At 69.1% G+C, this 22979-nt stretch carries 34 protein-coding genes; 5 read left to right on the forward strand and 29 right to left on the reverse strand.

Annotation, left to right across the window (positions count from 1 at the left end; translation table 11 throughout):
* Positions 1 to 80: 80 nt before the first annotated feature.
* The 28 genes from ACZ6YV_RS37395 to ACZ6YV_RS37530 form a co-directional block, all read right to left on the reverse strand.
* A complete protein-coding gene (locus ACZ6YV_RS37395; protein ID WP_465514116.1) occupies positions 81 to 2150 on the reverse strand; it encodes a phage portal protein in 2070 nt (689 codons plus the stop codon).
* 1 nt (position 2151) lies between these two features.
* A complete protein-coding gene (locus ACZ6YV_RS37400; protein ID WP_465514117.1) occupies positions 2152 to 2391 on the reverse strand; it encodes a hypothetical protein in 240 nt (79 codons plus the stop codon).
* 18 nt (positions 2392 to 2409) lie between these two features.
* On the reverse strand, positions 2410 to 4272 hold the full coding sequence (locus ACZ6YV_RS37405; RefSeq protein WP_465514118.1) for a terminase large subunit: 1863 nt from the start codon (positions 4270 to 4272) through the stop codon (positions 2410 to 2412).
* On the reverse strand, positions 4241 to 4684 hold the full coding sequence (locus ACZ6YV_RS37410) for a P27 family phage terminase small subunit (RefSeq protein WP_465514119.1): 444 nt from the start codon (positions 4682 to 4684) through the stop codon (positions 4241 to 4243). Before ACZ6YV_RS37410 ends, ACZ6YV_RS37405 begins: the two co-directional genes overlap by 32 nt.
* Before the next feature lie 232 nt (positions 4685 to 4916).
* Complete coding sequence (locus ACZ6YV_RS37415) at positions 4917 to 5423, reverse strand: AAA family ATPase (RefSeq protein ID WP_465514120.1); 507 nt, start codon at positions 5421 to 5423, stop codon at positions 4917 to 4919.
* 2 nt (positions 5424 to 5425) lie between these two features.
* Positions 5426 to 5782, reverse strand: coding sequence for an HNH endonuclease signature motif containing protein (locus ACZ6YV_RS37420; RefSeq protein WP_465514121.1), 357 nt, complete (start codon positions 5780 to 5782; stop codon positions 5426 to 5428).
* Between the two features lie 2 nt (positions 5783 to 5784).
* Positions 5785 to 6012, reverse strand: coding sequence for a hypothetical protein (locus tag ACZ6YV_RS37425; RefSeq protein ID WP_465514122.1), 228 nt, complete (start codon positions 6010 to 6012; stop codon positions 5785 to 5787).
* 29 nt (positions 6013 to 6041) lie between these two features.
* The gene (locus ACZ6YV_RS37430; RefSeq protein WP_465514123.1) at positions 6042 to 6803 is read right to left on the reverse strand and encodes a galactosyltransferase-related protein; all 762 of its coding nucleotides are present in this window, start codon (positions 6801 to 6803) and stop codon (positions 6042 to 6044) included.
* A gap of 14 nt (positions 6804 to 6817) precedes the next feature.
* Positions 6818 to 7903: a glycosyltransferase gene (locus tag ACZ6YV_RS37435; protein WP_465514124.1), complete on the reverse strand. Its 1086-nt coding sequence runs from the start codon at positions 7901 to 7903 to the stop codon at positions 6818 to 6820.
* Complete coding sequence (locus ACZ6YV_RS37440) at positions 7900 to 8634, reverse strand: DUF7341 domain-containing protein (protein WP_465514125.1); 735 nt, start codon at positions 8632 to 8634, stop codon at positions 7900 to 7902. Before ACZ6YV_RS37440 ends, ACZ6YV_RS37435 begins: the two co-directional genes overlap by 4 nt.
* Positions 8631 to 9257: a hypothetical protein gene (locus tag ACZ6YV_RS37445; protein WP_465514126.1), complete on the reverse strand. Its 627-nt coding sequence runs from the start codon at positions 9255 to 9257 to the stop codon at positions 8631 to 8633. The genes ACZ6YV_RS37440 and ACZ6YV_RS37445 overlap by 4 nt, the downstream gene beginning before the upstream one ends.
* Positions 9254 to 9463 carry a zinc finger domain-containing protein gene (locus ACZ6YV_RS37450; protein WP_465514127.1) on the reverse strand — a complete coding sequence of 70 codons (210 nt, stop codon included), beginning with the start codon at positions 9461 to 9463 and terminating at the stop codon, positions 9254 to 9256. Before ACZ6YV_RS37450 ends, ACZ6YV_RS37445 begins: the two co-directional genes overlap by 4 nt.
* Positions 9460 to 10518, reverse strand: coding sequence for an HNH endonuclease (locus tag ACZ6YV_RS37455; RefSeq protein WP_465514128.1), 1059 nt, complete (start codon positions 10516 to 10518; stop codon positions 9460 to 9462). The genes ACZ6YV_RS37450 and ACZ6YV_RS37455 overlap by 4 nt, the downstream gene beginning before the upstream one ends.
* 116 nt (positions 10519 to 10634) lie before the next feature.
* Entirely contained in the window at positions 10635 to 10757 is a 123-nt protein-coding gene (locus ACZ6YV_RS37460) for a hypothetical protein (protein ID WP_465514129.1), read from the reverse strand.
* Positions 10750 to 11160, reverse strand: a complete 411-nt coding sequence (locus tag ACZ6YV_RS37465; RefSeq protein ID WP_465514130.1) for a hypothetical protein — start codon at positions 11158 to 11160, stop codon at positions 10750 to 10752. Before ACZ6YV_RS37465 ends, ACZ6YV_RS37460 begins: the two co-directional genes overlap by 8 nt.
* Complete coding sequence (locus ACZ6YV_RS37470) at positions 11153 to 12280, reverse strand: DNA translocase FtsK (protein ID WP_465514131.1); 1128 nt, start codon at positions 12278 to 12280, stop codon at positions 11153 to 11155. Before ACZ6YV_RS37470 ends, ACZ6YV_RS37465 begins: the two co-directional genes overlap by 8 nt.
* Positions 12280 to 12672 carry a hypothetical protein gene (locus tag ACZ6YV_RS37475; protein WP_465514132.1) on the reverse strand — a complete coding sequence of 131 codons (393 nt, stop codon included), beginning with the start codon at positions 12670 to 12672 and terminating at the stop codon, positions 12280 to 12282. Before ACZ6YV_RS37475 ends, ACZ6YV_RS37470 begins: the two co-directional genes overlap by 1 nt.
* Positions 12672 to 13250 (reverse strand): hypothetical protein, encoded by a 579-nt coding sequence (locus ACZ6YV_RS37480; protein ID WP_465514133.1) that lies wholly within the window; start codon positions 13248 to 13250, stop codon positions 12672 to 12674. The genes ACZ6YV_RS37475 and ACZ6YV_RS37480 overlap by 1 nt, the downstream gene beginning before the upstream one ends.
* On the reverse strand, positions 13247 to 13930 hold the full coding sequence (locus ACZ6YV_RS37485) for a hypothetical protein (protein ID WP_465514134.1): 684 nt from the start codon (positions 13928 to 13930) through the stop codon (positions 13247 to 13249). The genes ACZ6YV_RS37480 and ACZ6YV_RS37485 overlap by 4 nt, the downstream gene beginning before the upstream one ends.
* On the reverse strand, positions 13927 to 14400 hold the full coding sequence (locus ACZ6YV_RS37490) for a hypothetical protein (RefSeq protein ID WP_465514135.1): 474 nt from the start codon (positions 14398 to 14400) through the stop codon (positions 13927 to 13929). Before ACZ6YV_RS37490 ends, ACZ6YV_RS37485 begins: the two co-directional genes overlap by 4 nt.
* The gene (locus tag ACZ6YV_RS37495) at positions 14397 to 14876 is read right to left on the reverse strand and encodes an SsgA family sporulation/cell division regulator (RefSeq protein ID WP_465514136.1); all 480 of its coding nucleotides are present in this window, start codon (positions 14874 to 14876) and stop codon (positions 14397 to 14399) included. The genes ACZ6YV_RS37490 and ACZ6YV_RS37495 overlap by 4 nt, the downstream gene beginning before the upstream one ends.
* Positions 14873 to 15184: a hypothetical protein gene (locus tag ACZ6YV_RS37500; protein ID WP_465514137.1), complete on the reverse strand. Its 312-nt coding sequence runs from the start codon at positions 15182 to 15184 to the stop codon at positions 14873 to 14875. Before ACZ6YV_RS37500 ends, ACZ6YV_RS37495 begins: the two co-directional genes overlap by 4 nt.
* Positions 15181 to 15510, reverse strand: coding sequence for a hypothetical protein (locus ACZ6YV_RS37505; RefSeq protein WP_465514138.1), 330 nt, complete (start codon positions 15508 to 15510; stop codon positions 15181 to 15183). Before ACZ6YV_RS37505 ends, ACZ6YV_RS37500 begins: the two co-directional genes overlap by 4 nt.
* Complete coding sequence (locus tag ACZ6YV_RS37510) at positions 15507 to 16079, reverse strand: hypothetical protein (protein ID WP_465514139.1); 573 nt, start codon at positions 16077 to 16079, stop codon at positions 15507 to 15509. The genes ACZ6YV_RS37505 and ACZ6YV_RS37510 overlap by 4 nt, the downstream gene beginning before the upstream one ends.
* Complete coding sequence (locus ACZ6YV_RS37515) at positions 16079 to 16525, reverse strand: hypothetical protein (RefSeq protein WP_465514140.1); 447 nt, start codon at positions 16523 to 16525, stop codon at positions 16079 to 16081. Before ACZ6YV_RS37515 ends, ACZ6YV_RS37510 begins: the two co-directional genes overlap by 1 nt.
* Positions 16522 to 17022 (reverse strand): hypothetical protein, encoded by a 501-nt coding sequence (locus ACZ6YV_RS37520; RefSeq protein WP_465514141.1) that lies wholly within the window; start codon positions 17020 to 17022, stop codon positions 16522 to 16524. Before ACZ6YV_RS37520 ends, ACZ6YV_RS37515 begins: the two co-directional genes overlap by 4 nt.
* 100 nt (positions 17023 to 17122) lie before the next feature.
* Positions 17123 to 17398, reverse strand: coding sequence for a helix-turn-helix domain-containing protein (locus tag ACZ6YV_RS37525; RefSeq protein WP_465514142.1), 276 nt, complete (start codon positions 17396 to 17398; stop codon positions 17123 to 17125).
* Positions 17395 to 17739, reverse strand: a complete 345-nt coding sequence (locus tag ACZ6YV_RS37530; protein ID WP_465514143.1) for a helix-turn-helix domain-containing protein — start codon at positions 17737 to 17739, stop codon at positions 17395 to 17397. Before ACZ6YV_RS37530 ends, ACZ6YV_RS37525 begins: the two co-directional genes overlap by 4 nt.
* Positions 17740 to 17955: 216 nt before the next feature.
* On the opposite strand from ACZ6YV_RS37530, the gene ACZ6YV_RS37535 reads away from it, so the two are divergent.
* The 4 genes from ACZ6YV_RS37535 (at position 17956) to ACZ6YV_RS37550 (ending at position 21372) form a co-directional block, all read left to right on the forward strand.
* Positions 17956 to 18447: a helix-turn-helix domain-containing protein gene (locus ACZ6YV_RS37535; protein WP_465514144.1), complete on the forward strand. Its 492-nt coding sequence runs from the start codon at positions 17956 to 17958 to the stop codon at positions 18445 to 18447.
* 209 nt (positions 18448 to 18656) lie between these two features.
* Complete coding sequence (locus tag ACZ6YV_RS37540; RefSeq protein WP_465514145.1) at positions 18657 to 19004, forward strand: hypothetical protein; 348 nt, start codon at positions 18657 to 18659, stop codon at positions 19002 to 19004.
* A 151-nt stretch (positions 19005 to 19155) separates the two neighbouring features.
* Positions 19156 to 20217, forward strand: a complete 1062-nt coding sequence (locus tag ACZ6YV_RS37545; protein ID WP_465514146.1) for a site-specific integrase — start codon at positions 19156 to 19158, stop codon at positions 20215 to 20217.
* A 507-nt stretch (positions 20218 to 20724) separates the two neighbouring features.
* Positions 20725 to 21372: an MFS transporter gene (locus tag ACZ6YV_RS37550; protein ID WP_465514147.1), complete on the forward strand. Its 648-nt coding sequence runs from the start codon at positions 20725 to 20727 to the stop codon at positions 21370 to 21372.
* Between the two features lie 3 nt (positions 21373 to 21375).
* Here the strand turns inward: ACZ6YV_RS37550 and ACZ6YV_RS37555 are convergent, their stop codons facing one another.
* A complete protein-coding gene (locus ACZ6YV_RS37555) occupies positions 21376 to 21786 on the reverse strand; it encodes a MarR family winged helix-turn-helix transcriptional regulator (protein WP_465514148.1) in 411 nt (136 codons plus the stop codon).
* 87 nt (positions 21787 to 21873) lie between these two features.
* Here ACZ6YV_RS37555 and ACZ6YV_RS37560 point away from each other — a divergent pair, with 87 nt between their 5' ends.
* Positions 21874 to 22950 carry a substrate-binding domain-containing protein gene (locus ACZ6YV_RS37560; RefSeq protein WP_465514149.1) on the forward strand — a complete coding sequence of 359 codons (1077 nt, stop codon included), beginning with the start codon at positions 21874 to 21876 and terminating at the stop codon, positions 22948 to 22950.
* The last annotated feature ends 29 nt before the right edge of the window (positions 22951 to 22979 follow it).

Below are 22979 nucleotides of genomic sequence, written 5' to 3' on the forward strand. Positions count from 1 at the left end.
TTTCTGCACAGACGACTCCGCGCAGTCCACAGTGGACGTGCGCAGCGTCGGAAACCGTTGTGTGGCCGATCCGGATCGGTTCAGCCGTTGACGAGGTCGCAATCGCAGTCGGGATGCAGCGGCGGGTGAAACACCTTCCGCTCGACCTGCATCTGCTTGCCCAGCCCGACCTCGGCGCCGGGCGAGACGAACGGGACGTCGATGTTGTTCGTCCGTCCGTCCAGCGCGATGCAGAACGGGCACGTGTCGCCGTTGGCGCGCCACGTGGTCTGGGAAACGCCTGCGGTCCGCCAGGTTTCCCGCGCCGCGGCGTTGGCGAGCTGCTTGCTCTCCCACAGCGCGGTGCGCTCGGGCCGGTCGGTGACCCACTTCTCCAGCACGCGCTCGACCTCGGCCTGCGGCGCCTCCGGGTCGACGTCGACGGCGGCCCGGATCTGCCCGTAGGCGGTGTTGATCCGGTAGTCGACATGCGAGTGCAGATAGGCGATCACGAACCGGGACAGGTCGACCTCGCCGTCGTAAGCGACGTCTGCCGCGGCGTCGGCCACGACCTCGACGGCCAGCGCCTGCAGAATCGGTTCCAGGCGCTCGACGGACTTCGTCCGCACGAGACCGGCCAGCAGTTCCCACACCGCCGCAAGGAACGTGCTGATCGACCCTTCCCGCTCGGCCGTCGACGAGCTCGCGCGGCCGATGTCGAGGTGCTTGCGGATCAGCTTCCGCACCTCGGCCTGTTCCAGCTTCGCCAGACGCCGGTCGGCGTCGACGAGCAGCGGCATGAAGGCCTTCGCCATCCGCCGGCGGGCCTCGACGCCGCGGCCGCGCAGACCACGCGACCGGGCCAGATCACCGGCACCCGACCGGTCGTCGTCCTCCTGGCCCTCGTCGACAGCCGGGGGTGGCGCGGGCAGCTCCGGGGCCGATTTCGCCGCGGCGGCCTCGGCCGCCTCGTCCGGCGACATCGCCGGGACCATGTTCAGCGGCGCGAGATAGGTCTGGCCCTTGCCGTCGGGCAGCGGGTTCTCGTTCAGCTTTTCCCGTACGTCGTCGGCCGACCAGATGCCCCAGTTCCGGCCGACCGCGTAGCCCTCCATCAGCGTCTTGAAGTCGCCCTTGGTGAGCTGGTCGGTGTTGTGCTCGACGTAGTGCGTCTTCCGCTCCGCAGCGGTGAGGCACGACAGCTGGATCTGCTGTTCCCACTCGACCAGCCACGATCGCAGCGAGCTGTTCACGTAGTCGATGCCCTGGTGCTCGATGTTGGAGAACGTCGCACGCAGCAGCTGGGCGAGCTTGTGCGGCGGCAGCCGGAACCAGCGCGCCATCTCCTCGACCTCGAACTGTCTCGTTTCGAGGAACTGCGCGTCCTCCGGCGGGATCCCGATGGACTGCCAGGAGACCCCCTCCTCGAGGATCGCGATCTGGTGCGACTGGTCCAGGCCGCGGTGCATGTTGCGCCAGTCGGCCTTCATCCGCTTCCGCGCACCGTCCGACACCGTGCCGGGGTGGGTCAGCGTGCCGGACGGGCGCGACCCATTGCCGAACCAGCGGCTGCCGAACTCCTCGGTCGCCAGACCGAGACCGATCGCGTTGCGCGCCTGGTGCACCACCGAGTAGCCGCACACGCCGTCATAGCCGAGCCCGGCGATGTGCAGCACCTCGTCGGGGAAGAACACCGCGTGTTTCCCGGATTCCGGCGTGTACCGGTAGAGCACGGTCGGCCGGCCGGGTTCGATCTCGTCCACCTCGATGAACAGCTGATCCGGTCGCAGCGGCCACAGTGCGACGAGCTCCCCCGCACCGTTGTACTGCTTCGCCGCGACACCGTTGCCCCACGTCAGCGCGTGCGCCTGCAGCGTCTTGCGCAGGGTCACCGCGGTCATCAGCGGGTTCGCGACCTGGTTGAGCACCGTGTACAGCGGGTGGTCCACGGCGAGCCGCTTGCCCTGCTCCCGCCGCTGGAACACCGGCAGAGGGCACGAGCTCACGTCCTCGGAGATGACGCGCACCGAGGCGAAGAACGCCGAGAACGTCATCGCCGATTCCGGCGAGACCCGGACACCGGCGGGGGTCTCCTGGCCGCCGAAGTAGTCCGTCAGCCAGCGTTCCGGCCGGGCCAGCCCGGAGGAGAACGCGTTGCGGAGGAACCCCACGTCAGCCTCCCGTCTTCTTCGGGGCCTGGCTCGCCAGCCAGGTCACGACGAGCACGACCGACAGGCCCAGCCCGCCGGTGATCGTGAGGGCGGGCCCGGGGCCGAGCCACAGGAACAGCCCGACCAGGAACATCAGCGCGCACACCGCGCCGACGAGGTCGAAGACGTCGACGCCGGCACCGGCCGGGCGCGGCGGCGCGTTGCCGACGTCGACGGGCTTCTTCTTCGGCCAGCGCCGCATGAGCTGCTTCCCTTCTCGCTACAGCGTGGCCAGACCACGGGTTTCGTAGACCGACGGCTCGGGGGTTCCGCGCATCGCGCCGTCCTCGGCGAAGAACAGCGACACGACACCATCGATGCGCAGGCCTTCCTTGTCCCGGTTGGGTTTCACCGGCCGGACGCGGTCCGGGTCGTCGGCGGGGTGCTTGGCCTCGATGTTGTCGGCCATCCACCGGGCGACCGGGTTACCGTGCGTGGCGTACTCGTGGTTCTTCAGCTTCCGCATGAACTCCGTCATCGGCGGGGTCATGCGCTCGTAGGTGGTGTTCGACTCGATCATCACCAGGCCGGTCTCGCGCTCGATCTTCTGCCGCACCGGCTCGCCCGACCACTTGTCGTACGTGGCGTCGGTGATCACGAACGCGTCGTTGTCGGCCTTGATCTGCTCGTAGATCAGCTCGTAATCGATCGTGTCGCCGTCGGTCGCGACGATCCAGCCCTCATCGACCCACTGCTTGAACTTCCCGCCGGTGGCCTTGTCGAGATCGTCCACACGAGACTCCGGGATCCAGAACTTCCACCGCACACCACCGTCGGCGAACCGCAGCACCCATGACGTGAGATCGAGCTTGGACGACAGGTCGAGACCGGCCCAGCACTGTTGCCCTGCGTAGCGCTCGTCGATCCAGGCCGGGTTCGGCGCGAGCTTGCCGCGGTTGAGGTCCCACAGGTCCAGCGCGATCCAGCGCGAGGCCTGCGACACCCGCTGGTTGAGCCGGAACTGGACGAAGCTGTTCTCCTTCGTCTTGTCGTTCTTGGCCTCCAGCGCCTCTTCCCGCAGCGCCGAACGGGACAGGAAGTCATCCAGGCCCGGGTTGGGCCATTTCCAGTTCCGTTCGTCCCACCGGTCGATCGAGACCGGCAGATCCGAATGCCCCGGGTACAGCCGCCGCAGCCGGTCGAGCTCCTCGACCGTCTTGGGCATCTTCCGCACGTAGGCGAACTGGTGCGGCGCGCGGGCCGGGTCCTCGATGACCCGCTCGGCCTCGTCGATGAACGTCGCCCCGAAGCTGTAGGGCTTGTTCGTCTCGGTGGTGATGCACAAGAACAGCGGCTGCGTCCGGGCACCGGCCGCGGTGCGCATCGCGTTCCACAGCGAGTCGTCCGGCTGCGACAGCACCTCGTCGAGGATGAAACCGTGCGGGTTGTGCCCGAGCTCGCCGTCCGGGTCGAACGGGATCACCTCGTAGTAGGAGGCGGTCGCGTCGTAGATCAGGCGCCGGCTGTTCTTGTTGTGCTTGATCGACTTCTTCAGCAGCGCCGAAAGCGCCACCATGCGAGTAGCGGGCTCGAAGACCTTGCCCGCCTGCTTGGTGTCCGCGGCTGCGCCGTAGACCTCGGCCGACTCCTCGTCGTCGCCTGCCAGCAGGTACAGCGCCGCCCCGGACAGCAGGCCGGACTTGCCGTTCTTGCGGCCCATGCAGATCGTGGCGACGCGGTAGCGGCGCACGTAGCGCTGCCAGTCGGTCGACCAAATTGTCTCCCCGAAAAGAGGCCGGACGACGTCCCACTCCTGCCACGGGGCGAGCGTGAACTTGGTCCGCGCGTGTGCGCCCTTGGGGTGGACGAGCAGCTCGGTGTAGAACGCACAGACCTTGTCCGCGCGCGGCTCGCAGTAGTGCGCGCCGCGCTCGCCGCAGACCTTGCCGCGAAAGGTGAACTCGCAGACGGGCCCGTACGGGTCATCCGGGCGCCACCGGTCACGCGGGTGGATCCGCGGACCGGAACACGCGGCCGCGCGCCGCCGGGCGAGCTTGGCCCGGCGGCGGTCCGCGACGCTCGGCCGCGGGTGCAGGCAGCGGGTGCGGGTGTCAGCCTGAGAGGAGATCTTCGCCCGTTGCACCCTTGACCTCCCCGGAGATCAGCCGGGCCCGGTCCGACGGGGTCCAGCCAAACTTCGAGCCGAGACTGTTCGCGATCCCGATCGCGTTCTTCAGCTCCGACAACGGCGACGCCGCACCGGGAACCGGCGTCCACGGCCGGTGTGCGTCCGGGACCTTCGCGATCACCAGGGCCACCGACTCGCAGAACATCGCGAACGCGTCGACGTCCCACGCGGTCAGCACGCGCTTGGCGAGCCGGTCCGGCGCGAGCCGGTCCCACACGACTTGACCGGTGACCGACAGCGGCCACGGCGGCTTGATCTCGACGTCCGCGGGGATCGGCTCGTCGGCGTTGATCCGGCCCGGGTTCTTCTTGTCGTCGCCGTCCAGCAGCTTCAGGTGCGTCGGCTTCGACGGGCGTCCGCGCGGCATCAGCAACCCCCGTTCACGATCAACTCAATCAGCAAGATCACTACTCTCCGTAGCTAACTCTCTGTGACTGAATTTTGTTAGGGTTACCTTGGTTACCCCCCATTGAATTTTGTGGGCGCGAGAGCCGGGTCCCCCCCGCACGCTCGGGTGGTGCCCCTCCAGGGATTGATCATGCCCTCCCCTGCCGGGCCGCTCGCGCCACGATCACTCAAAGTCACATCCTTGCCTAGGGTCACGGGGTGTAGCGACTGAACCAAGCACGAACCGCGGTCGCTACGGCCTGAGGTGGGCGGCCGTCCGGGTCGTCGACCAAGCGGCCGATGCACTCCTCGGCCGGCGTCGTCAGCACCACCACGTCGACCGCGCCGAGCCGTGCCGCCATCGCGTCGCGCTCGCCACGCTCGGGCAGACCGGCGATGACCCAGACCGCGGGCGGCTCGGCTCCACCGCGCCGCTCGGCTATCCGCTCGAGCACCGCGTCACGCGCGGCCGCGGCGTACGGCAGCAGGTGGTGGGGCAGCTGGTGAGGTGGCAGCCCGGACACCGCCGCCCCGAGTGCGTCGAAGTCGACGATCAGGTCACCGCGGCGGGCCCGCTCGCGCACCAGCGTGGACTTGCCCGAGAGCGGCGGGCCGCAGACCAGCGTGACCCGGGACGGCGGATGGTCGGGGCAGAACCCGCCGTCCACCAACGCCGAGCAGCCGGGCCGCAGGCACCGGCGCTGTGCGCGCTTGGGCATGATCACCGCCTCGTCTTCCTGTTCCCATACCCGCCGTCGTGGCGGGCCGTCTTGCTGCTGTGGCAGGACCAGCACAGCGCCTGGAGGTTCTCTTCTTCCCAGTTCGAGCGGTCACCGTCGATGTGGTCGGTGGCCGCCGATGGCCGGCCGCAGCCTGGCCGCTCGCACGTCGGGTGCTTCGCCCGGTAGGCCTTGGACTTCTGCGTCCACTTCCAGCCGTAGCCGAGATCCCCGGGTGACGGCCTGGGCTTCGGCTTCGGCTTCGGCCGCGGGATCAGGTGTGCCTCGCACCGGCCGGTGTCGGTCGCCCAGTTCGGGCAACCCGACGCGGTGCACCGGCGCCTGGCCCGCGACGGCACGGTCAGGCCCGCTCGGGCCAGTGCCAGGTGCCGCGCTGCTTCTCGTCCTGATCAGCCAGGGCGCCGCCCTCGTCGAGGGGCAGCAGGTGGATAGCCGACGGTCCCATGAGGAACAGGCCGACGAGGATGTCCCGCTCGTCATCGACCTCGGTCACCGTCGCGGCGGTGCACTCGCCGTTCGGGCCGACGTAGTGGACGATCCTGCCGACGGTCGGCGTCTGCTCGGCCATGCTCACTCCATCCGGTTCGGTATAGGGCGTTATACGTTCGACGGGTGCGTGGTCTGCCACGTGGAGTGGTAGAGCCGCACGTTCGGGTTGGCGAACGTCAGGTCGTGGTGCCCGATCGGGTGCCAGTACTGCCGCAGCGGCCGGTCCGAGCACCGGGTCTGGTGGCCGAGCGTCATGCCCAGCCGATGCCAGAAGTCGACGTCCTCATATGCCCAGCCCTCGTATCGCTCGTCGAACCCGCCGACGTCGGTGAAGGCCTTGAGGGTGAACGCGATCGGGCCGACGCACGGAGTCTGGAATCGCTCGGTCTCGGGCCAGCCAAGGATGCCCATGCCGCGCAGCCACCGCGTGGTGCTCTGCTCGGACAGGCTCGATCCGCGGTCGAACAGCAGCGTCCACGGCCGGTGGTCGAGCTCGGCCGCAGCCCAGTCGACGACGTCGAGATCCGGTCGCATGTCCGCACCCATGCACACGAACGTCGTCGCGCCGGTCGCCCGGTGCGCCGAGCGCACCGCGGCGTTGATCGCGCGCGAGACGGAGAACGGGCGCACCGACGGTTCGCGGTTCGCGGTGTAGCCGTCGACGTGGGCGGGCGGGGCGACCTTGCCGTGCAACGGATCGGCGGCCTCGGCTAGCACCAGGCGGTCACGGTCGCCAACGGTCGGCGCGCCGCGGCCGCTGGTGCGGATCATCGCTTCCCATTCGGACTTGAGCTTCTTCCACACCGCGGCGCGGTACGCGCCGTCGTGGCCGGGTGGTTTCCCCCACGGGACGATCACTGTAACGGTCATCGGGACCTGACTCCCTACCTTGCGCTGTAGGCGGATTCCCACAGCTGGACGTTCTGCTCGATGGTTCGGCGGGCCGCGCACCGTCGGGAGTAGGTGCCAGCGAGCTGCCGCAGTTCGGCGAGCTCGATCAGCTCGCGCAGCTTCTCCTCGAATTGGGGCATGGTCTTGACCCGCCATCCCGCGACGTGGTCGCCGACCGCCTGGTACGGGCCGACGTCCGACACCAGCGCGGGGATCCCGAGGGCTGCGTACTCCAGCAGCTTCACGTCCGATTTGGACGCGTTGAACGTCGACGGCCGCAGCGGCGCCAGGCCGATGTCGAAGTCCAGCTTCTGGTAGTAGTCGACGACCCAGTCACTCCAGCCGGTGTGCCGGACGGTCGCGCGACCGGTGCGCACGCGGTCTGTCCAATCGGGACCGCCGATCATGTGGAGCTCGACCCGGTCGCGGTAGTCCGGGTGCTGCAGCAGCCGCCGCAGCGGCCGATTGAACTCGCCCCAGTCGCGGGCGTGGCTCGCGCCGCCCGCCCAGCCGATGGTGATCCGGTCGTTGTCCGTCGTCGCGCGGTCGAGGTGCAGCAGCCAGCCGGGCACGCAGTTCGGCAGCACGCGGACGTTGCGGTTCCACGTGGAGAGCCGCTCGGCGAGCGCGGGGGTGGTCGTGGTGACCACGTCGGCCATCTGGATGTTGCGGCGCGCGTTGGCCAGCAGCTCGTCGGCGTAGAACTTCGCGGCCGGCTTGTTCGCCGGGTCGATGCTCCACAGGTCGTCGTCGATCTCCAGCACCGTGACCACGTCGCCGCGCCGGGCGTGGTGCTGGAAGTTGGCCGACGGTTCGGGCAGGCACACGCGGCCGCCGACGAGGACGTCGACGTCGGGCAGCTGGTACGGGATCGTCGGTTCGAGCCGCACGGTGTGGCCGCGGTTGGCGAGCGCAGTCCCGGGGACGATGTGCCGGTACCAGCCGACACCTTGGAAATCGGAGAGCGCGGACCAGATCCGCAACCGGTTCGGGGCACACTTCACCCGAGCGGGGTCAGTATTCACGATCTTGCCCTGGTCGTCCAACACCGGGGTCGGGTTCGGCGCGTCGACGGTCACGCGTCACCGCCCCGACTGAAGTCCGGCAGCCGCACGGTCGAGGTCGTCGACGCGCTGCCGCGGTGGCCGTTGCCCTCGGTCCCCGAGCGCAGCCGCGGCCGCGGGCTCTCGGCGATCCCGAGCGCGAGGGTCTCCAGGTCCTGGCGGCTGCCCCACGACGCGCAGCAGGACAGGCAGCTCGCCGAGGTGGTGACCGGATCGATCTGCAGCGCGGGGACCAGGACCCGCTCCCCGCCGACGAGCTCGCGGTAGACCATGCCGTCGCCGCAGGCGGGGCAGGCGGCGCCGATGTGCATCCGCCGCATGGGGTCGAGCTGGTCGGTGATCAGCTCGCCCCAGTAGCGGACCCGGTTCACGACGAACTCGACGAGCTCGACGTCCGCCCAGTCGCCCGCGAGGCCGGCCAACTGCTGGACGCGATCCAGCAGCGGTTCCTGCGCGCGGGCCCAGCGCAGGACGTCGGTCACCTCCTTGTCGATCCGGGCCAGTAGGTCGGCGGCGCCCGGGTCGATGACGAGCGGAGTGCCGCGGCCGCCGCCATTTCCGCCGGCTTCGCGGCTGGTGGCCACGGCGTCGCCGAGCTGCACCAGCAGCGACGGCTGCGTGTGCTCGGTGACCTGCCGGTCGAGCCGCACGATCTTGCGGGTGATCGGCTCGGTCAGCTCGGCGACCGCGCGAGAGAGGTCGCCGCGCAACTGCCGCAGCGAACGGCCTTCGGAGGTCGAGGTCATCGAACGTCGTTCCCTTCATGCTGGATCTCGGTCATCACCCGGCGGACGGTCGTTCGTCCTCGCCGGAGCGGCAGGTGGAACTCGGGCCAGCGGCCGGTCTTCCCGTGGTCGCTGCACAAATGCGCGATGAGCTGGCACTGCCATGCGGTCAGCCGCACGCCAAGACGCTGCTCGGCCCAGGCCGCGACACCGTCCGGGGTGGACAGTGGCGACGCCGGTTCGGCCGGCGGTTCGGGGATCCGGACCGGCTCGGGTTCGGGGACGAGGCCTTCGGCGCGGATCGCGTCCTCGGCCGTCACCCGCCGGTTAAGCCGGTACCTGCGGAACGCGACGGGATCCTCGTCGACGTCGTAGATCGACCCGACCACGTCCCGCAACGGCAGCCACGACGCCTGGTCCGCGTTGTCGACCGTCGGCGTCCGCCGCGACTCCAGCAGGACGTCGACGAGGTCAACGGGCGACGGCCCCTCGAGGAGAGCCCGCGGCACGGACACGGCCGCCGCCAGCTTTGGCAAGGGCAACGGGACGGCCTGGCTTCGACAGGTTTCCGAGCAGAACCGCGGGTTCGGCCACAGCAGCAGGGCGACGTCGCAACCGGGCCGCTCGCAGATCTTCGTCGTCATGACGCGACGTCCTTTCGTTCGTACTTCGCGATTCGCTTGTGGTGCGCGGGACCGACCAGCGGATCGCCGGTGGTCGGGTTCACGCATCGCTCGCCGGGCTGGGCGCCGCAGCCGTCGCAGTCGACGGTCTCGGCGTCCTCGCGGGTGGACTGGAAGTTCGCGAGCGCGTCGAGGTTCCGGAGCTCGCGGGCGGAGTAGCGGGTCACGGGTCACCACCAGGAGGTGAGACGGATCCAGGTTCGGCAGGTGCGCGGGAGCGCCGGTGGTAGATGTCCGGTGAGGTGCTGTCGCGGACGAGCTGCCCGCCCGGTCCGTACGGCGAGGCACGGGAGGGGTGGACAACTGCGTGCCCGACCCGACCCGACCCGGACCCCTCGAACCCCGTTCCGGGGGTTGTCGTTGTCGGTTGCTCTCCTCGATGAGCGCGCACTTCACCTGTGGGAACGGGTTCGGCGGGGCTGTCGGGGACAACGGCGGCGACAACGTCCGGGGCGTTGTCGTGTGCGTTGTCGGCGGGGTTGTCGCGCGGGTTGTCGTTGTCGTTGTCGACCGTCGCTTCGGGACGGTCGAACAGCTGCTCGCCGCGGGCCGTCCAGGCGGCGCGCTCGGCGTCGGTCGGCACCGGCAGCAGGACCATGTCCGCCTCCTGCGGCGTGCGGCGGCCCTTCTCCTCGTTGCAGCGGGCACACGCGACGACGTAGTTGGCTCCGTCCGCCCCGGCGGCGCGGTCCGGGTCGACGTGGTCGTACTGCAACGCGCGGCGCCGGTCCTTCGCGCGGCCCATGCCCTTCTTCTTCAGCGGCCCAGACAGGCAGTAGCGGCAGCAACCGCCGTCCCGGTCATAAACCGCCTGGCGCAGCGGCTGGTCCTTGCTGTCGGCGTTCTGGGCGTCGTTGCGGTCCTTCTCGGCGCGGCTGGGGTTGCGCTTGCTGAACGCGCACAACCGGTACGCGAAGCCTTCGACCCAGGGCGGGCTGTCGTCGATACAGTTCTTCGCCGCGCAGGTGTCGCCCTCACGATGCAGCAGCGACGGCATCCCGAGCACCGGAGTGGTCAGCAGCTCCAGCAGCTTCTTGCGGCCACGGCACGCCTTCTGGGCGTCGTAGGCGGTCAGGTAACCGTCGTGCATGTGGTGCGCCGTCGAGCTGAACAGGCGAAGGTACGCGGCCTGGAGCGCGTCGACGAGCGGGTATCTGCCCTCGGCGAGTTGCATCCATCGCGGATCGTCGCCGACGTTGTCAGGCAGCAGGAAGTACGCCACGGCGTCACCACCTGCCCTGAAGGCACGACAAAGCCCGGAGATGATCTTGCATCTCCGGGCCTTGACGTTTGTGCAGGTTGATCACGGTGGTGGAGCTCCTGTCACCGGGAGGTCGGTCACTTGTCGATCCCTTCGTGCCGCTTCGCGTTCGAGTTCCAACAGCCCTCGTGGAAGCAGTTCCCGTTGGAGTTCACCGGGTGACCACACGCGCTGTCGGGGAGCTTGGGGAGGTCAGCCACGATCAGGCCCTTCCGCGATGGCGCTGCGACGGCTCTCGACGCCGAGAAGCAGAGCGTGGTCCTGTCGCAGGTGGTCCGACATGTCGTCGATGAGCTGCAACGCGGCGCTGAGCCGCTCGCGCAGGTTCTCGGCTTCAGCCCGCACCCGTTCGTAAGCGGCGTCGACCTCGGCTTCGGCGGCGATATCGGCGTCGAGTGAGCGACCGGACGGCAGGCCCACAGCCCACGAAGAGGCTCGGACGAACGCCTCCCGCATCCGCTGGGCGGACCGTTCGTCACCTGGCAGCGGGATGAACATCGCGGGTTCCCGCTCGATCTCGCCCACGATGCGCCATCCGCGCGCCGCGATGGCGGGTGACGGGTCGTCGCCGGTGGCGGCCGCGCCGTTCGTGTCGTCAGTCATGGGTGACCTCGGTGTCGCTCGGGCCGTCGGGGTTGCGGATGGTGTCGAGCAGGGTCGCCAGGTGCTCGGGCTTGACGAGGACGTCGCGGGCCCGGCTGCCCTGGGCGGGGCCGACGACGCCGCGGGCCTCCAGCTCGTCGAGCAGTCTCGCGGCCTTGGCGAAGCCGATCCGGAGCTTGCGCTGCAAGTACGACCCGGACCCGAACTCGCCGTTGACGACGTGCTCGGCGGCCTCGCACAGCAGGTCGGTATCCGTTGCCACGGTGGGAAAGTCGGAGATCGGGACGTCGTCGGTCGCGGCCGGGGCACCGACGCGCACACCGGTGCCGAAGCGGAGGATGCCGGCGCCGGTGCCATCGTCCGGTCCGGTCTTGGTCGTGGGGTCGGGCGGGGGCGGCAGGTCGGGCGGGTGGATCTCGCTGTCCGGGGCGACACCGGCGCCGGGGGTCTCGGTCTCGTCCCAGCGGCTCGGGAACAGGACTCCGCGGTAGGACGATCCGATCTGGATCAGGACCGGGTGGTGCTGGTGGAACCGGTAGAGCTCCAGTGCCGCCTTGAGGATCTTCGCGGCCTTCACGAACGGTTCCAGCTGCGACGCGTTGACGTCCGTGCGCGGCCGCTCGGGCACCACACGGTTCTTGTGGTCGCGCACCTCGGGGTTGATCAGGACGTCGGCCAGCGTCCGCCAGACCTCGCGCGGGAAGTCGCCCAGATCCTTCTCGGTGAACACCAGCCGTAGGCCTTCGCCGTCGAGGTCGAGCTGCCCGGACTCGGCTACTTCGATCTCCTTGTCCCGGATGCTGATCGACACCTCGGCGAGCTTGTTCGCCCGCAGCTTCGGCTTGAACGCGTCCAGCACCGCGCGCACGTCGTCGATGCCCCACAGCACCGCGCGGCGCCACTGCCCGCCGGTCGGCACGAACAGGTGCCCGGCGGCATAGCGGGTGGTCGACGTGCCGACGAGGATGTCCGTCTGCCCCGACTGCGGGCCGTAGCCGTAGCCGCGGGCGGTGTGCAGCAGCACGCCGCCGGTCGGCAGTGCCTCGTCGTCGGGCGAGGTCAGAGACAGCACGGTCAGCAGCTCGACCAGGTACCGGGTGCCCATCGTGATAGTGGCCATCACGCACCACCCGCCGCGGTGGCGGTCCAGTCGAGGACCAGGCGCAGGTCGAGCACGATCCGCCGCTGGTCGGCCTCGGCGGCGTCAGGGTCGTCGGAGTGCCCGCCGATCTCGCCGTAGACGGCCTGGATCACCTCGTAGACGTCCATGCGCAGCCGCTCGGCGGCCGCGCGGACCTCGACCGGCTGCGCCGGGATCTCTCGCGGCCATATGACCTCGACGTGTTCGGGCACCAGCCCCGCCGACAGCTGCCTGCGCGCGGCCGTGACCAGGCGCACCGCGGTGTCGCGCGCTTCGTCGCTGGACGGGAGATCACCGGCCCCGGCGGGCACGCCGAGGACCCACCGCAGCAGCGTGTTGACGTCCTGCGCCTGGCCGTTGTTCAACGCCATCAGTCGGTCTCGCTCTCGGGGGCCGCCGCACGCGGCGTGAAGTACTGGTCGAACTTCGGCAGCAGCCCGGCGGCCTGGAGCTCGTAGGCCGCGGTGCGCCACGGTTCGTGGAGCGGGTTGCCGTCGAACATCCAGTCGTCGGCCGCGGGGATGTAGCCGAGGCGGCCGAGCTGGTCCAGGGTCAGCACGGAGAAGCCGGGGCCGAACGGGTCGTTCGCCTCGTGGTCCAAGACGTTGCGCAGCTTGGTGTGCACGCGCCGGTAGGCACCGGCGAGCACGTAGGCCAGCTGTCCGGCACGCCGCAGGGTCTGCTGGAACTCCTCGACGATCTCGGGGTCGACGACGTCGCACGGGTGGTCGAGCTGTGCCTGGCTGTCGGTTTCCTCGGCGATCTTCGGTGCCTGGACCTGCCAGGTGGCCAGCATGTCCCCGTTCCGCTGGTGCGCGTTCGCGACGTCGGCCGCTGTGGTGGCCTGCTCGTTGAGCGTGGCCACGCGGATGCGGTGATCGTCGGCGTCCCGGGCGCTGATCGGGTAGTCGTCGGAGTCCGGTGTGGACGGTTCGGGGGTGGTGGTCATGCGAGTGGCCAGTCCTTCAGGTCGGCGCGGATAGAGGTCCACGGGTCGGGCTCGGGTTCGGGTGGCGCGGGCCGTTCGGGGCGCGGCGCGGTGAGCGGCCACGCCTTGCCGCAGGCGCACGGCAGCGGGGGGTGTTTCGGGTCCGCCCAGGGGTAGTGGTGCTGGTGGTTGCTGTCGGCCTCGATCTGGGCGCGCTGCTGCTGGACCAGGACGGCCTTCTGCTGAAGCGCGGAGCGGGCCTGTTCGAGCTCGGCCGCCAGACGCTCGGCGCGGGCTTCGGCCTCGGCGTGGTCGTTCGCGATCTGGGCGTTGTCCTCATCGAGGGAAGTCACGCGCTCGGCGACCCGCTTGACCTCGGCCAGCTCGCCGCGCAGTTGCTCGAGTTCGCGGCCGCGCTCGGCGACCTTCCCGCGCAGCGTGTTGACGGCCTCGTTCTGCCGCCGCAGCTCCAGCCGGACGCGTTCCAGCTCGCCCTCGTCGACGACGGCCGGGGCCGGGGTCGCGGCGGCGAGCTCGGCGCCGGCGTCCTCGGCCGCCTTCAGCAGCGGCGCGACGACGGCGGCGAGCTCGGCGATGTACTCCGGCTCGCGCGGTTCCTCGTCGCGGCTCTTCGCGTACTGCTTGTCCGCGCGGGTCAGCACCGAGGACAGGTCGGCAGCCGGGGCGATCGTGGCGGTCATGCCTTCCACCCCGCGGCGAACTCCGGGGTGAACATGTGCTGCGGTGAGTCGACGGCCGCACCGCCGCTGATCACCTTCGCGATGTAGCGCCAATGCCCATCCGCGCCCCAATAACGCTGGTCGATCTTCACCTGCAGCTTGCCCTGGAACCACACGCGGTCTCCGCGCTTGTACTTAGGTTCGGTGGTGGCGTGCGCGGTGAACGCACCCTTGGCGTCGCCGACACGGTCGACCTTGTGCACGCGCATGTCCCGCCACGCCACGTGATACGGGCAGTACTCGAACCCTGCCTGCGCCTTCACCCAGCGGCAGGCGGTGCACTGCCCTTCGGGATCCGGGCCGATCTTGTAGGCCAGCAGCGGGTTGCGTACATAGGGGTTCCCCGGTGGCGGCTTCGGCTTCGGCACGGCCGACGCACCCGGGGCGGGGACCGCGGACAGGCGGCGGGTGTCCCCGCGCCCGGCGGTCACCGTGCACCGTCCTGGTCGAGCAGGGCCTGGAGCGCGGCGTCCATCTCGGACGGATCCGCGCGCAAGTCCGGTTCGGCGGTCAGGGGCACGAGCTGGTCGAACGCGATCAGCGCGCCGTCGACGTCGACGATCGCGACCGACAGCAGGTAACGGCGCCCGGTCACCGAGTCGATCAGCGCGAACTCGACGAAGCGGGCCTTCGGCGCGATCCGCACGGTGCCGGGCGCACCGCCGACCGGCCCGACACGGCCGCTGTCGAGCATCTCCCGAGCGAAGGTCCACTCCCCCAGCGGCGGACGGCCCACCGTCGGCGCGACCGTCAGCGTGACCGCGAACGGGCACGCCGGGTCGAACCCGAACGCGATCCCGACGGACTTCCCTTCCGGGGATCGGTGTTCAGCGCACAGCTGCTGATCGATCAGCATCCCCGCCGAGAAGAAGTAGCGCGGCCCGGACACCGCGGGTGTCTGCGTCATGTGGACGGTCCCTTCTGGACGAGCTCGACCCAGGCCGTGACGTCCTCGTCGTGCAGGGCCTGGTGGAAGTGGTGGCTGCGGTCGCCGGGCGGCACGTACACGACCGACCACGGACGGGCACGGTCGCTGAAGCGGCGGTCACCGCGGATCGCGACCACCCCGCCCAGGGACTCGCGCATCTCCAGCCGCGGCGTGGCGTCGGCGAGCATCCGCTGACGGGCCTCGTCGGCGGCGTGCTGCCCGTGATCCGCGAACAGCTCCTGCAACTCCTCGATCTGGGCATCCGTCAGCCCCTCGACGCGGGTCACGGCTTGCTCCCCGCCATGGCGGTGTGGAAGGGGCACTTCGCCCCGTCCGTCGCCGAACACGCCGGGCATTCGGTCTCCGCGGTTTCAGGGGTCGGCGGCTGAGTCGGCATGTCGTCTCCGGAGACTCCGAACTCGCCATCCGTCCAGAGGTGCAGCAGGAGCAGGGCTCGCCGAACGCCTTGGTAGTAACCGGTTTCGTTCGCGCTGAGCTCGCCCGAGAACTTCGCAGCGAGACGGGCCGCGTTGTCGAGATCCTTCTGCAGCGTCTCGCTCACCCGGTCAAGCGCGTGCCGCAGATCGGTGGCGTTCTGCTTGTTCTTGTTCACGCGTTGCGCTCCTTCGAGGTGTAGGGGCAACGGCGGCAGCCGAACACGCCAGTGACCGGGTTGAGGTTCCGTTCCGAGTAGCCGCAGTTCGGGCAATCGGCGTCGATCGCGATCAGCGGCGTCGGTTCGCCGGGGCGGCTGCGTTCGTAGTCGATCGCGGCCAGTAGGCGGTCGATCAACGCGGTCGCGGCGGGGAAGTCCAGCCGCAGGTCGCCGAGTTCGATGCCGTCGGCCGAGCTGTAGACGGCCGGGACCGGGTCGATCGGCGAGCCCGGTTCGACGACGGCCTGGCCCCAGCGGGCGAAGGTGTCGCCGTGGTGGTCGAAGACGTCGTCCGGGCGGATCGGGGTCGCGTCGTCGACGCGGTCCCCGATCACCAGGTCGCCGTCGCCGTCGAGGCAGACGGCGAACCGGCCGACCTCGGCGGCGGTGGGCTGCATCAGCTGGCGCTCGGCGGCCACGTTCACCGGGCAGTCGAACAGGTTCGGGCGGCACGACAGCGGGTGCTTGATCATCCAGCCGTCGGCCCCGCGATCGAGGACGTGCTGCCCAGCCTTGGTATCGGCCATCACTCGCACACCTCCACCCGGACGACCGCGCCGGGCGCGGCTAGGGCCTGGCGGATCGCGCCGATCCGCTCGCCGCGACCGGGCATTGCGGGGGTGCCGAGCGCGCACGGCAGGCAGGTGTCGGCCTTGCGGATGAACGCGAACTGGTCGCCGTTGCGCGGGGCGCCCCAGACCCGGATCGAGGTGATCCGAGGCCGGTCGGGGAAGCACCAGATGCAGCCGGTCGGCACGAACGCCGCCGTCGCCTCGTCCACCCGGATGCGGCCGGGGTCGGCGAGTGCTTCGATCCGTGCGATTCGATCGGCCAGGGCGGGCAGCAGCGCGTAGACGTCGTGCCGCGGCTTCGGGATCGTGACCGGGCCGCGCCGGGCCCAGGAGAACGCGGCGGTGCAGAACCGGGCGAGACGCGAGCCGCCCGCCTGAAGGTCGAGGATCCGGGCGCTCACGCCAGCCACCAGCCCAGGCCCGTGCCCAGCAGCACGCCGACGGACAGGAAGAGCACCGCGACGCGCGGGTACGTCATCCGGCGGTACACCCACCCGACGAACCCGGGCCGCTTCTCCCCGAGCACCTCCAGCATCCCGGCGACGTCGAGCGGCGGCAGACCAGCCTGGAGCGAGGCCGTGGGGAACGCGTCGAAGGCGCCGTCGCGGTAGAGCTCGGCGGCCGCCTGGCGGACGTCGGGCCGCTGCATCGCGTCGGTGAGCCGCTCGGTGTACTCCGGGTCGATGTCGTCGACGACCGCGCCGTCAGGCTCGACCACCGGCATCCCCGGCAACGTGCCCGAGACCCGCCCGGCCCCGTCAGTGACCGGCTCGACCGGTCCGAAGACCTCGGTGTCCACGGTCTCGACGAAGTGGCGGCCGCGAGTCGGGCCGTTCGTACGCTGCGCGGCGGCGACAAGGTCATCCACCACGGCGTTGATATCCTGCCTATCGATCATGAGGGACTGCTCCTCTGTGGTCAGGGCCCCATGCCCGGGGCCATCGGTCCGCCTTGCGTTCCCGCGCGAGGCGGACTTTTTTGTTGGGACGTAAGGAGATTCAGACGACGCTGTCGTTCGCGTCACGGACTTCGAGGTAGCGCCGCAGTTCGGCAGCCGGGACGACCCAGAGGTGCCCCGCGCCCACCTGCCGAGCAGGGAGCTCGCCGGTTCGGCACATTTCGAGGACGGTCTCGTAGCCGATGCCGATGAGCTTCGCGACCTCGCTGGGCCGGTAGGCCTCGCGCGGCGGCTGTTTGGCCGCCTTCTCCAGCCGTTCGACCTTCTTGATCAGGCGTTCGACGGCTTCGAGGACGGTGTCGAGGACGGCGGTCATACGGCTGCCCCGGTCAGCCGCTTTGGCCCCTTGGTGCGTTCGGTGGTCGAGCGCTTCGGCGGGCTGGTCGGCTTCGACGGCTGCTGCGGTGGCGTGTCCGGAGTGCCGTCCGAGGCATAGGCGATTTCCGCCACCACGTCGCGGACTTCTTCGTCGCCCCGAACGAGGTGGTTGCAAATCGCGTAGATGCGGTCAAGCCGGATGACGTCGCGTCCAGCTACCGCGTTGCGGAGCGTGCCGTACGGGATCTCGGTCAATTTCGCGAGAGCCTTCGAGCTAACGCCCCGCTCGGCCATGCGGTGCTTGGTGGCATCCGCGTGAAACTTGTTGGGCGTGGTCATTGCCACAGTCTGCAACGTTCTGCATCATCCTGTCAATGCAGAACGTTGCAGAATATTGAACTTACCCTTGCGTCTCTGCACTACTCTGCACTACTCTGCATAGCCATGAGGGGAACGAGAGAAAGATTCCGAGGTAGAGCCAGGAAAGTTCGTCACACCAGACAGGTAGCGGACTGCAATGGTCTGCGGCATTCTGCACACGTGACTGGAAACAGGGTGCGCACAGCCGACTACAGCGAGGCGGCCCGCCAGCGCCTCGGTAATGCGGTTCGCGAAGCCCGCGAGTCCATGGGCGCCAAGTTCAAGTTCCGGCCAGCCTTCGCGAAGGCGGCTGGCATGGCCAAGCGCTCACTTGATGACCTTGAAACCGGCAAGCCGACCGTCGGCGAGACGAATCTGCGACTGGTCGGCAAGTTCATTCCCCATTGGACCCAGGACACGCCGCAGAACATCCTGGAGGGCGGCGAGATCCCGCCGAACCCGCCCACACCATCGTCGACCGAAGAGGGCAGCGCCACACCGCCGCAGCACCAATGGTCAGCAGAGGCCTGGCAGCGGATGAAGTCCATGTCCGTCAGTGAGGCTCTGGAGTTCGTCGAGCGCGAGCGCGTCATGCGCGGCGAAGCCACTGCACTGCTCGCCATGCGGGCGATCGTGGAAGCCCAAGAGGAAGCCCGGCGCGAGCGCAAGAAAGACGACGAGTCCTAAGAGGACGTGCAGCCTACGTTGTCGCATAACGATCACGCTCGCGCTGTAACACATCCGATATCGATGTAACACACCGGTGATCGGATCATTACGCCACTCGAACGAAAGTTCGAAAAATCCTGTTGAACCGCCTAACAAACCGTTAAGACCTGCGGATATACCTCCGACAACCGGGTTAACCCGTACACCCGAAGGAGGGACTCCGACCTGTGACTGCTCCGACCACCACCAGCACAGTCCCAGCGAACGCGAAGAGGCTCTACAGAGCAGCTGTCGCGATCTTCGCCCTGGCGATCGCACACGCCGTCGTCGCGTTCGCGCAGGACTGGACTTCCGCGCTTCTCGTTGTCCACATGTCGACCGCGTTCGGCGTCGGCTTCGTCGGCCTGTACGTCGAATGCCGGGACCGGCGCGTCGAGGCTCCCCCGCCGAGGTCCCGGCTCGCTGTTCGCGACCTCTACCTGGCGGAGATGGACGACCTTGATCGGAGATTGCGGGAAGGCGGTGACGACGACCCGACCGAGGAAGGACCCGAATGTGGCCAGACCAAGAACTGAGATCGGCACCTACGGGAAGATCAGCGTCACGAAGCTGGGCGAGAAGAGCTACGTTGCCGGCGCCCGCTTCCGACTCCGTAACGGGCGCCTGCCGTTGGTTCGGCGCCGCGGTGAGACCGGCCCGGCGGCCGTGCGACGGCTGAAGAAGGCCATGACCAAACTGGCCAACGACGCGGCCGGACGAAAGATCGACGGCGACACCAGCTTCGGCCGGCTGATCGATCTGTACCTCGAAGACTTCGAGAAGAAGGTGAAGCGCGGCGAGCGCGCGCACAAGAGCCTGTACGACTACCAGGACTCGGGCGCACACCTGAAGCGAGAGATGGGGGAACTTACCTGCCGGGAGGCCGAGAACGTCGGCGCGTGCAACGACGCGTTGCAACGGATCCGGGACACGACAGCGAAGAGCAACCGGTCCAAGCGCGGCGGCGGGGGGTACGCCGCTACCCAACGCGCGAAGACGGTATTGAGCGGAGTGTGCCGGTTCGGTCAAATCCACGGCGCCATGGAGACGAACCCGGCGAAGTCGGTCGACCCGATCGAGCAGCGCAAGGACGGCACCAAGGACGAGATCAAGGCTCTCGAACCAGAGGTCCGCAGGGACTTTCTGGACAAGCTGCGTAAGTACTGCGAAGCAGCCTCGACGGGGCCGCGGCGCGGGGTCAGGGGGCAAGCATGGGAAGACCTGCCCGATACAGCGGAAGCGATGTTGGCGACCGGGGGGCGGCCCGGCGAGGTGCTCGCCACAACCGGACCAGACATCGCACCGACGGATCGCACGTGCTACCTCGCTTTCCACCTAGTACGCGTCGAGGGGGAAGGCATGGTCCGCAAGCCAGGTCGGAAGCACAACGGCAAGCCGATCCGGCCGCGTTACCCGACCTGGTCGGCGGCGATGTTCGCCCGGCGAAAGCTCGCGGCCGGCGAAGGCCCCCTGTTCCCAACTTGGAACGGGCAGTGGCAGGACCCGTCCAACTTCATGAAGCGGATGCGGATCGCGTGCGACGCGATCGGCTACGGCTGGATGTCGTCGATGATGCTGCGGCACACCGTTGGTACTCACCTCGGCGACTCCGGGGTGTCCAGCAACCAGATCGGCGATCAGCTCGGCAACACGGCCGAAGTGGTCGAGCGCCACTACCGCCGGCCGAAGGTTACGAACGACGCGATCGCGGACGCGCTCGAGGATTTGCTGGGCGACGAGACGGGGTGAAGATCGGTACACGGGATCATTAATGGATCACAAACCCTTCCGATTAGACCCGACCAGACCCGTCACTTTGCGACCGTCCACCCAGGTAAACCGATAGAACAGGGTTAGATCCGACGGTTTCCTTAGATTCTCTAGGTCGCAGGTTCAAGTCCTGCCGGGGGCACGTCGCGCCTGGTCAAGAGCCCCTCTTGACCAGGCATTGGGACCCAACGGGGTCCGAGGGTCCAGCAACGGGCCACACCGGGCGAGATGCCGTCCTGGTACCCACAGTCGAGGTACCGGGACGGCGTCCCACCCGCCTACCCCTCGTGATCATCCCGACACTCACGGCAGGCCTTGCAACCGCTCCAAAACTCACCCACGGGTGGAAGTTCACCAGGCGACTTGGCCGCACGAAAAGGATCCACCGAGCATTCGCGTCCGAAGCACGCGGCGTCGCGTTGTCACGTCCCATGCGGTATCGAGGAAGTGGTCCATCGGCGGCGACGGCCGCTATAGGTTGTGCGCATGTACGTGCCGACGCCGCCCCAGAGCGACCCGCATCCGACCGCCGGGCCTCCCTGGTGGCTCGTCATCGGGCCAGGCTTCGCCGCGCTCATCGGTCTTTTCCTGGTCACCGTGATCTATCGCTTCGACGGCGGGTCGGCCCTTCAGATCGATCTGGCCATGTCCAGCCAGTCCCTGCTGCTGAACGGCCTCGTCGCATACCTCGTCGCGGCCGCGATCGCCTTCCCGGCAGGCCTGCTTCTCGGCGCGCGCTTTCCGACGTCGGTGACCGTGCCCGCGATCGTCTTGATGCTCTTCGGCGTGTTACTGGTCGCCTTCGTCCCGAACAGCGGCCTGTTCCTGGCCGGCCGGGTGCTCAACGGACTCGGCGCGGGCGCCGTCCTCGGGGTGACCGTCGCACTGATCCGGCGACTCCAGGCCGGTCGCGGCGCCGCGACCGGGGCCACGGCGGGCCTCGGTGTCCTCGCCTTGGTGGTGGCACCGGTCCTCGGCGGTTTGCTCTCGGACGCCACCGGTTTCCGGGTGGTGTTCGTGGTGGCCGCGCTGTTCGTGTTCCTCGCGCTCGTCGTCGCCGGAGTCCTCGGCATCGTCGCGCTGGTCAAGGCGAAAACGCCGGCCCGGCCGATGCCGTACCCGCCGTACGCCTGACCTTCAGTCGCCGAGACCCCGAAGCGCCACAAGCAGTTCGTCCGGCACGTCGAGCCCGGCTTCGACCTCGGACACCTTCGCGGCCACGCGCCGGTACGTCGCCCGGCCGCGGGCGCTGAGGTGGACGAGTACCCGGCGCCTGTCCGCGGCGTCGACCTCGCGGTACGCCTGCGCGGTGGTCACCAGTTTGTCGACCACCCTGGTCAGGGTCGGGGCGGTGGCCAGCGTCCGATCGGCGAGGTCGGCCATGGCGAGGCCGCCCTTACCGCTCAGCGCGTCCAGCACCAGCCACTGGTCCAGGGTGAGACCTTCCTTGGCGAGCACCTGCTCGACCCTGGCGGCGACGGACCTCGCGGCGCGGGTGAGCGAGCCGGTGAGCGACATTCCGGCGGTCGCGACGCCGCGTGTCCCCATATCCCGTCCCCTTGCCAAAACCGGACACCCTCGCAATACTTCCAGGTGGAAGCACTTTGACCTTACCGGGCCACCGCACGGAGCGCCATGCCCCTACGCCTCGCCACGCGGCCCCGCGACGACACCTGGCGGGTGGCCATGGTGGTCCCGTTGCAGGGGCCGGCCGGGCTGTTCGGCCCGTCCTGCGAGGCGATCACCGAGCTGGCCGTCCACGAGCTCAACGAATCCGGCGGCATCCTCGGCAGGCAGGTCGAGGCCGAGGTGGTCGACGGCGGCGGCAGTCCCGGACAGGTGGCCGAAGACCTGCGGCGTCTCGTGGACAGCGGGCGGGTCGACGCGGTGAGCGGCTGGCACATCTCGTCGGTCCGGCACGCGCTCGCGCCGGTCGTGGCCGACAGGCTGCCGTACGTGTACACCTCGCTCTACGAAGGCGGCGAGCGCCGTTCGGGGATCTTCTGCACGGGCGAGACACCACGCTGCCAGATCGAACCGGCACTGCGCTGGCTGCGCGACCAGCTCGGCGCCCGGCGCTGGTTCGTCGTCGGCGACGACTACGTCTGGCCGCACCGGTCGGCGCGGGCGATCCGGCAGTACGCCAAGGATCTCGGCCTGCGCATCACCGGCGAGGCGTTCGTCGGACTCGGCGAGGGCGATATGTCCACAGTGGTCCGTTCGGTCGAACAGTCCACCAGCGACGGTGTGCTCATGTTGCTGGTCGGACAGGACGCGGTGCGCTTCAACCGGGCCTTCGCCGCGCGAGGGCTCACCGACCGGTTGATCCGCTTCAGTCCGCTGATGGAGGAGAACATGCTCCTCGCGAGCGGCGCGAACGCCACCGGCAACCTCTACGTCTCCGCCGCCTACTTCCGGTCCATGGTCACCGCCGACGCGATGGACCTGCTCGGCCGCTACGTCGACCGCAACGGTCCCGGCGCCCCGGCCTTGAACAACGCGGCCGAATCCTGTTACGAGGGACTGCACACGCTGGCGAAACTCGTCCGCCGCGCGGGGACGCCGGATCTTCGCGCGCTCAACGCGGCGATCGACGGTGTCGCCTACCACGGCCCGCGCGGCACGATCGAGTTCCGCGGGCAGCAGGCCGACCAGCACGTCCATCTCGCGGTCGCCGACGGCTACGACTTCGAGGTCCTCACCCGGCTCTGAACTCCCCTCTTGACTCGCTCCGGCACACC

The sequence above is a fragment of the Amycolatopsis sp. NPDC102522 genome (assembly GCF_055584485.1).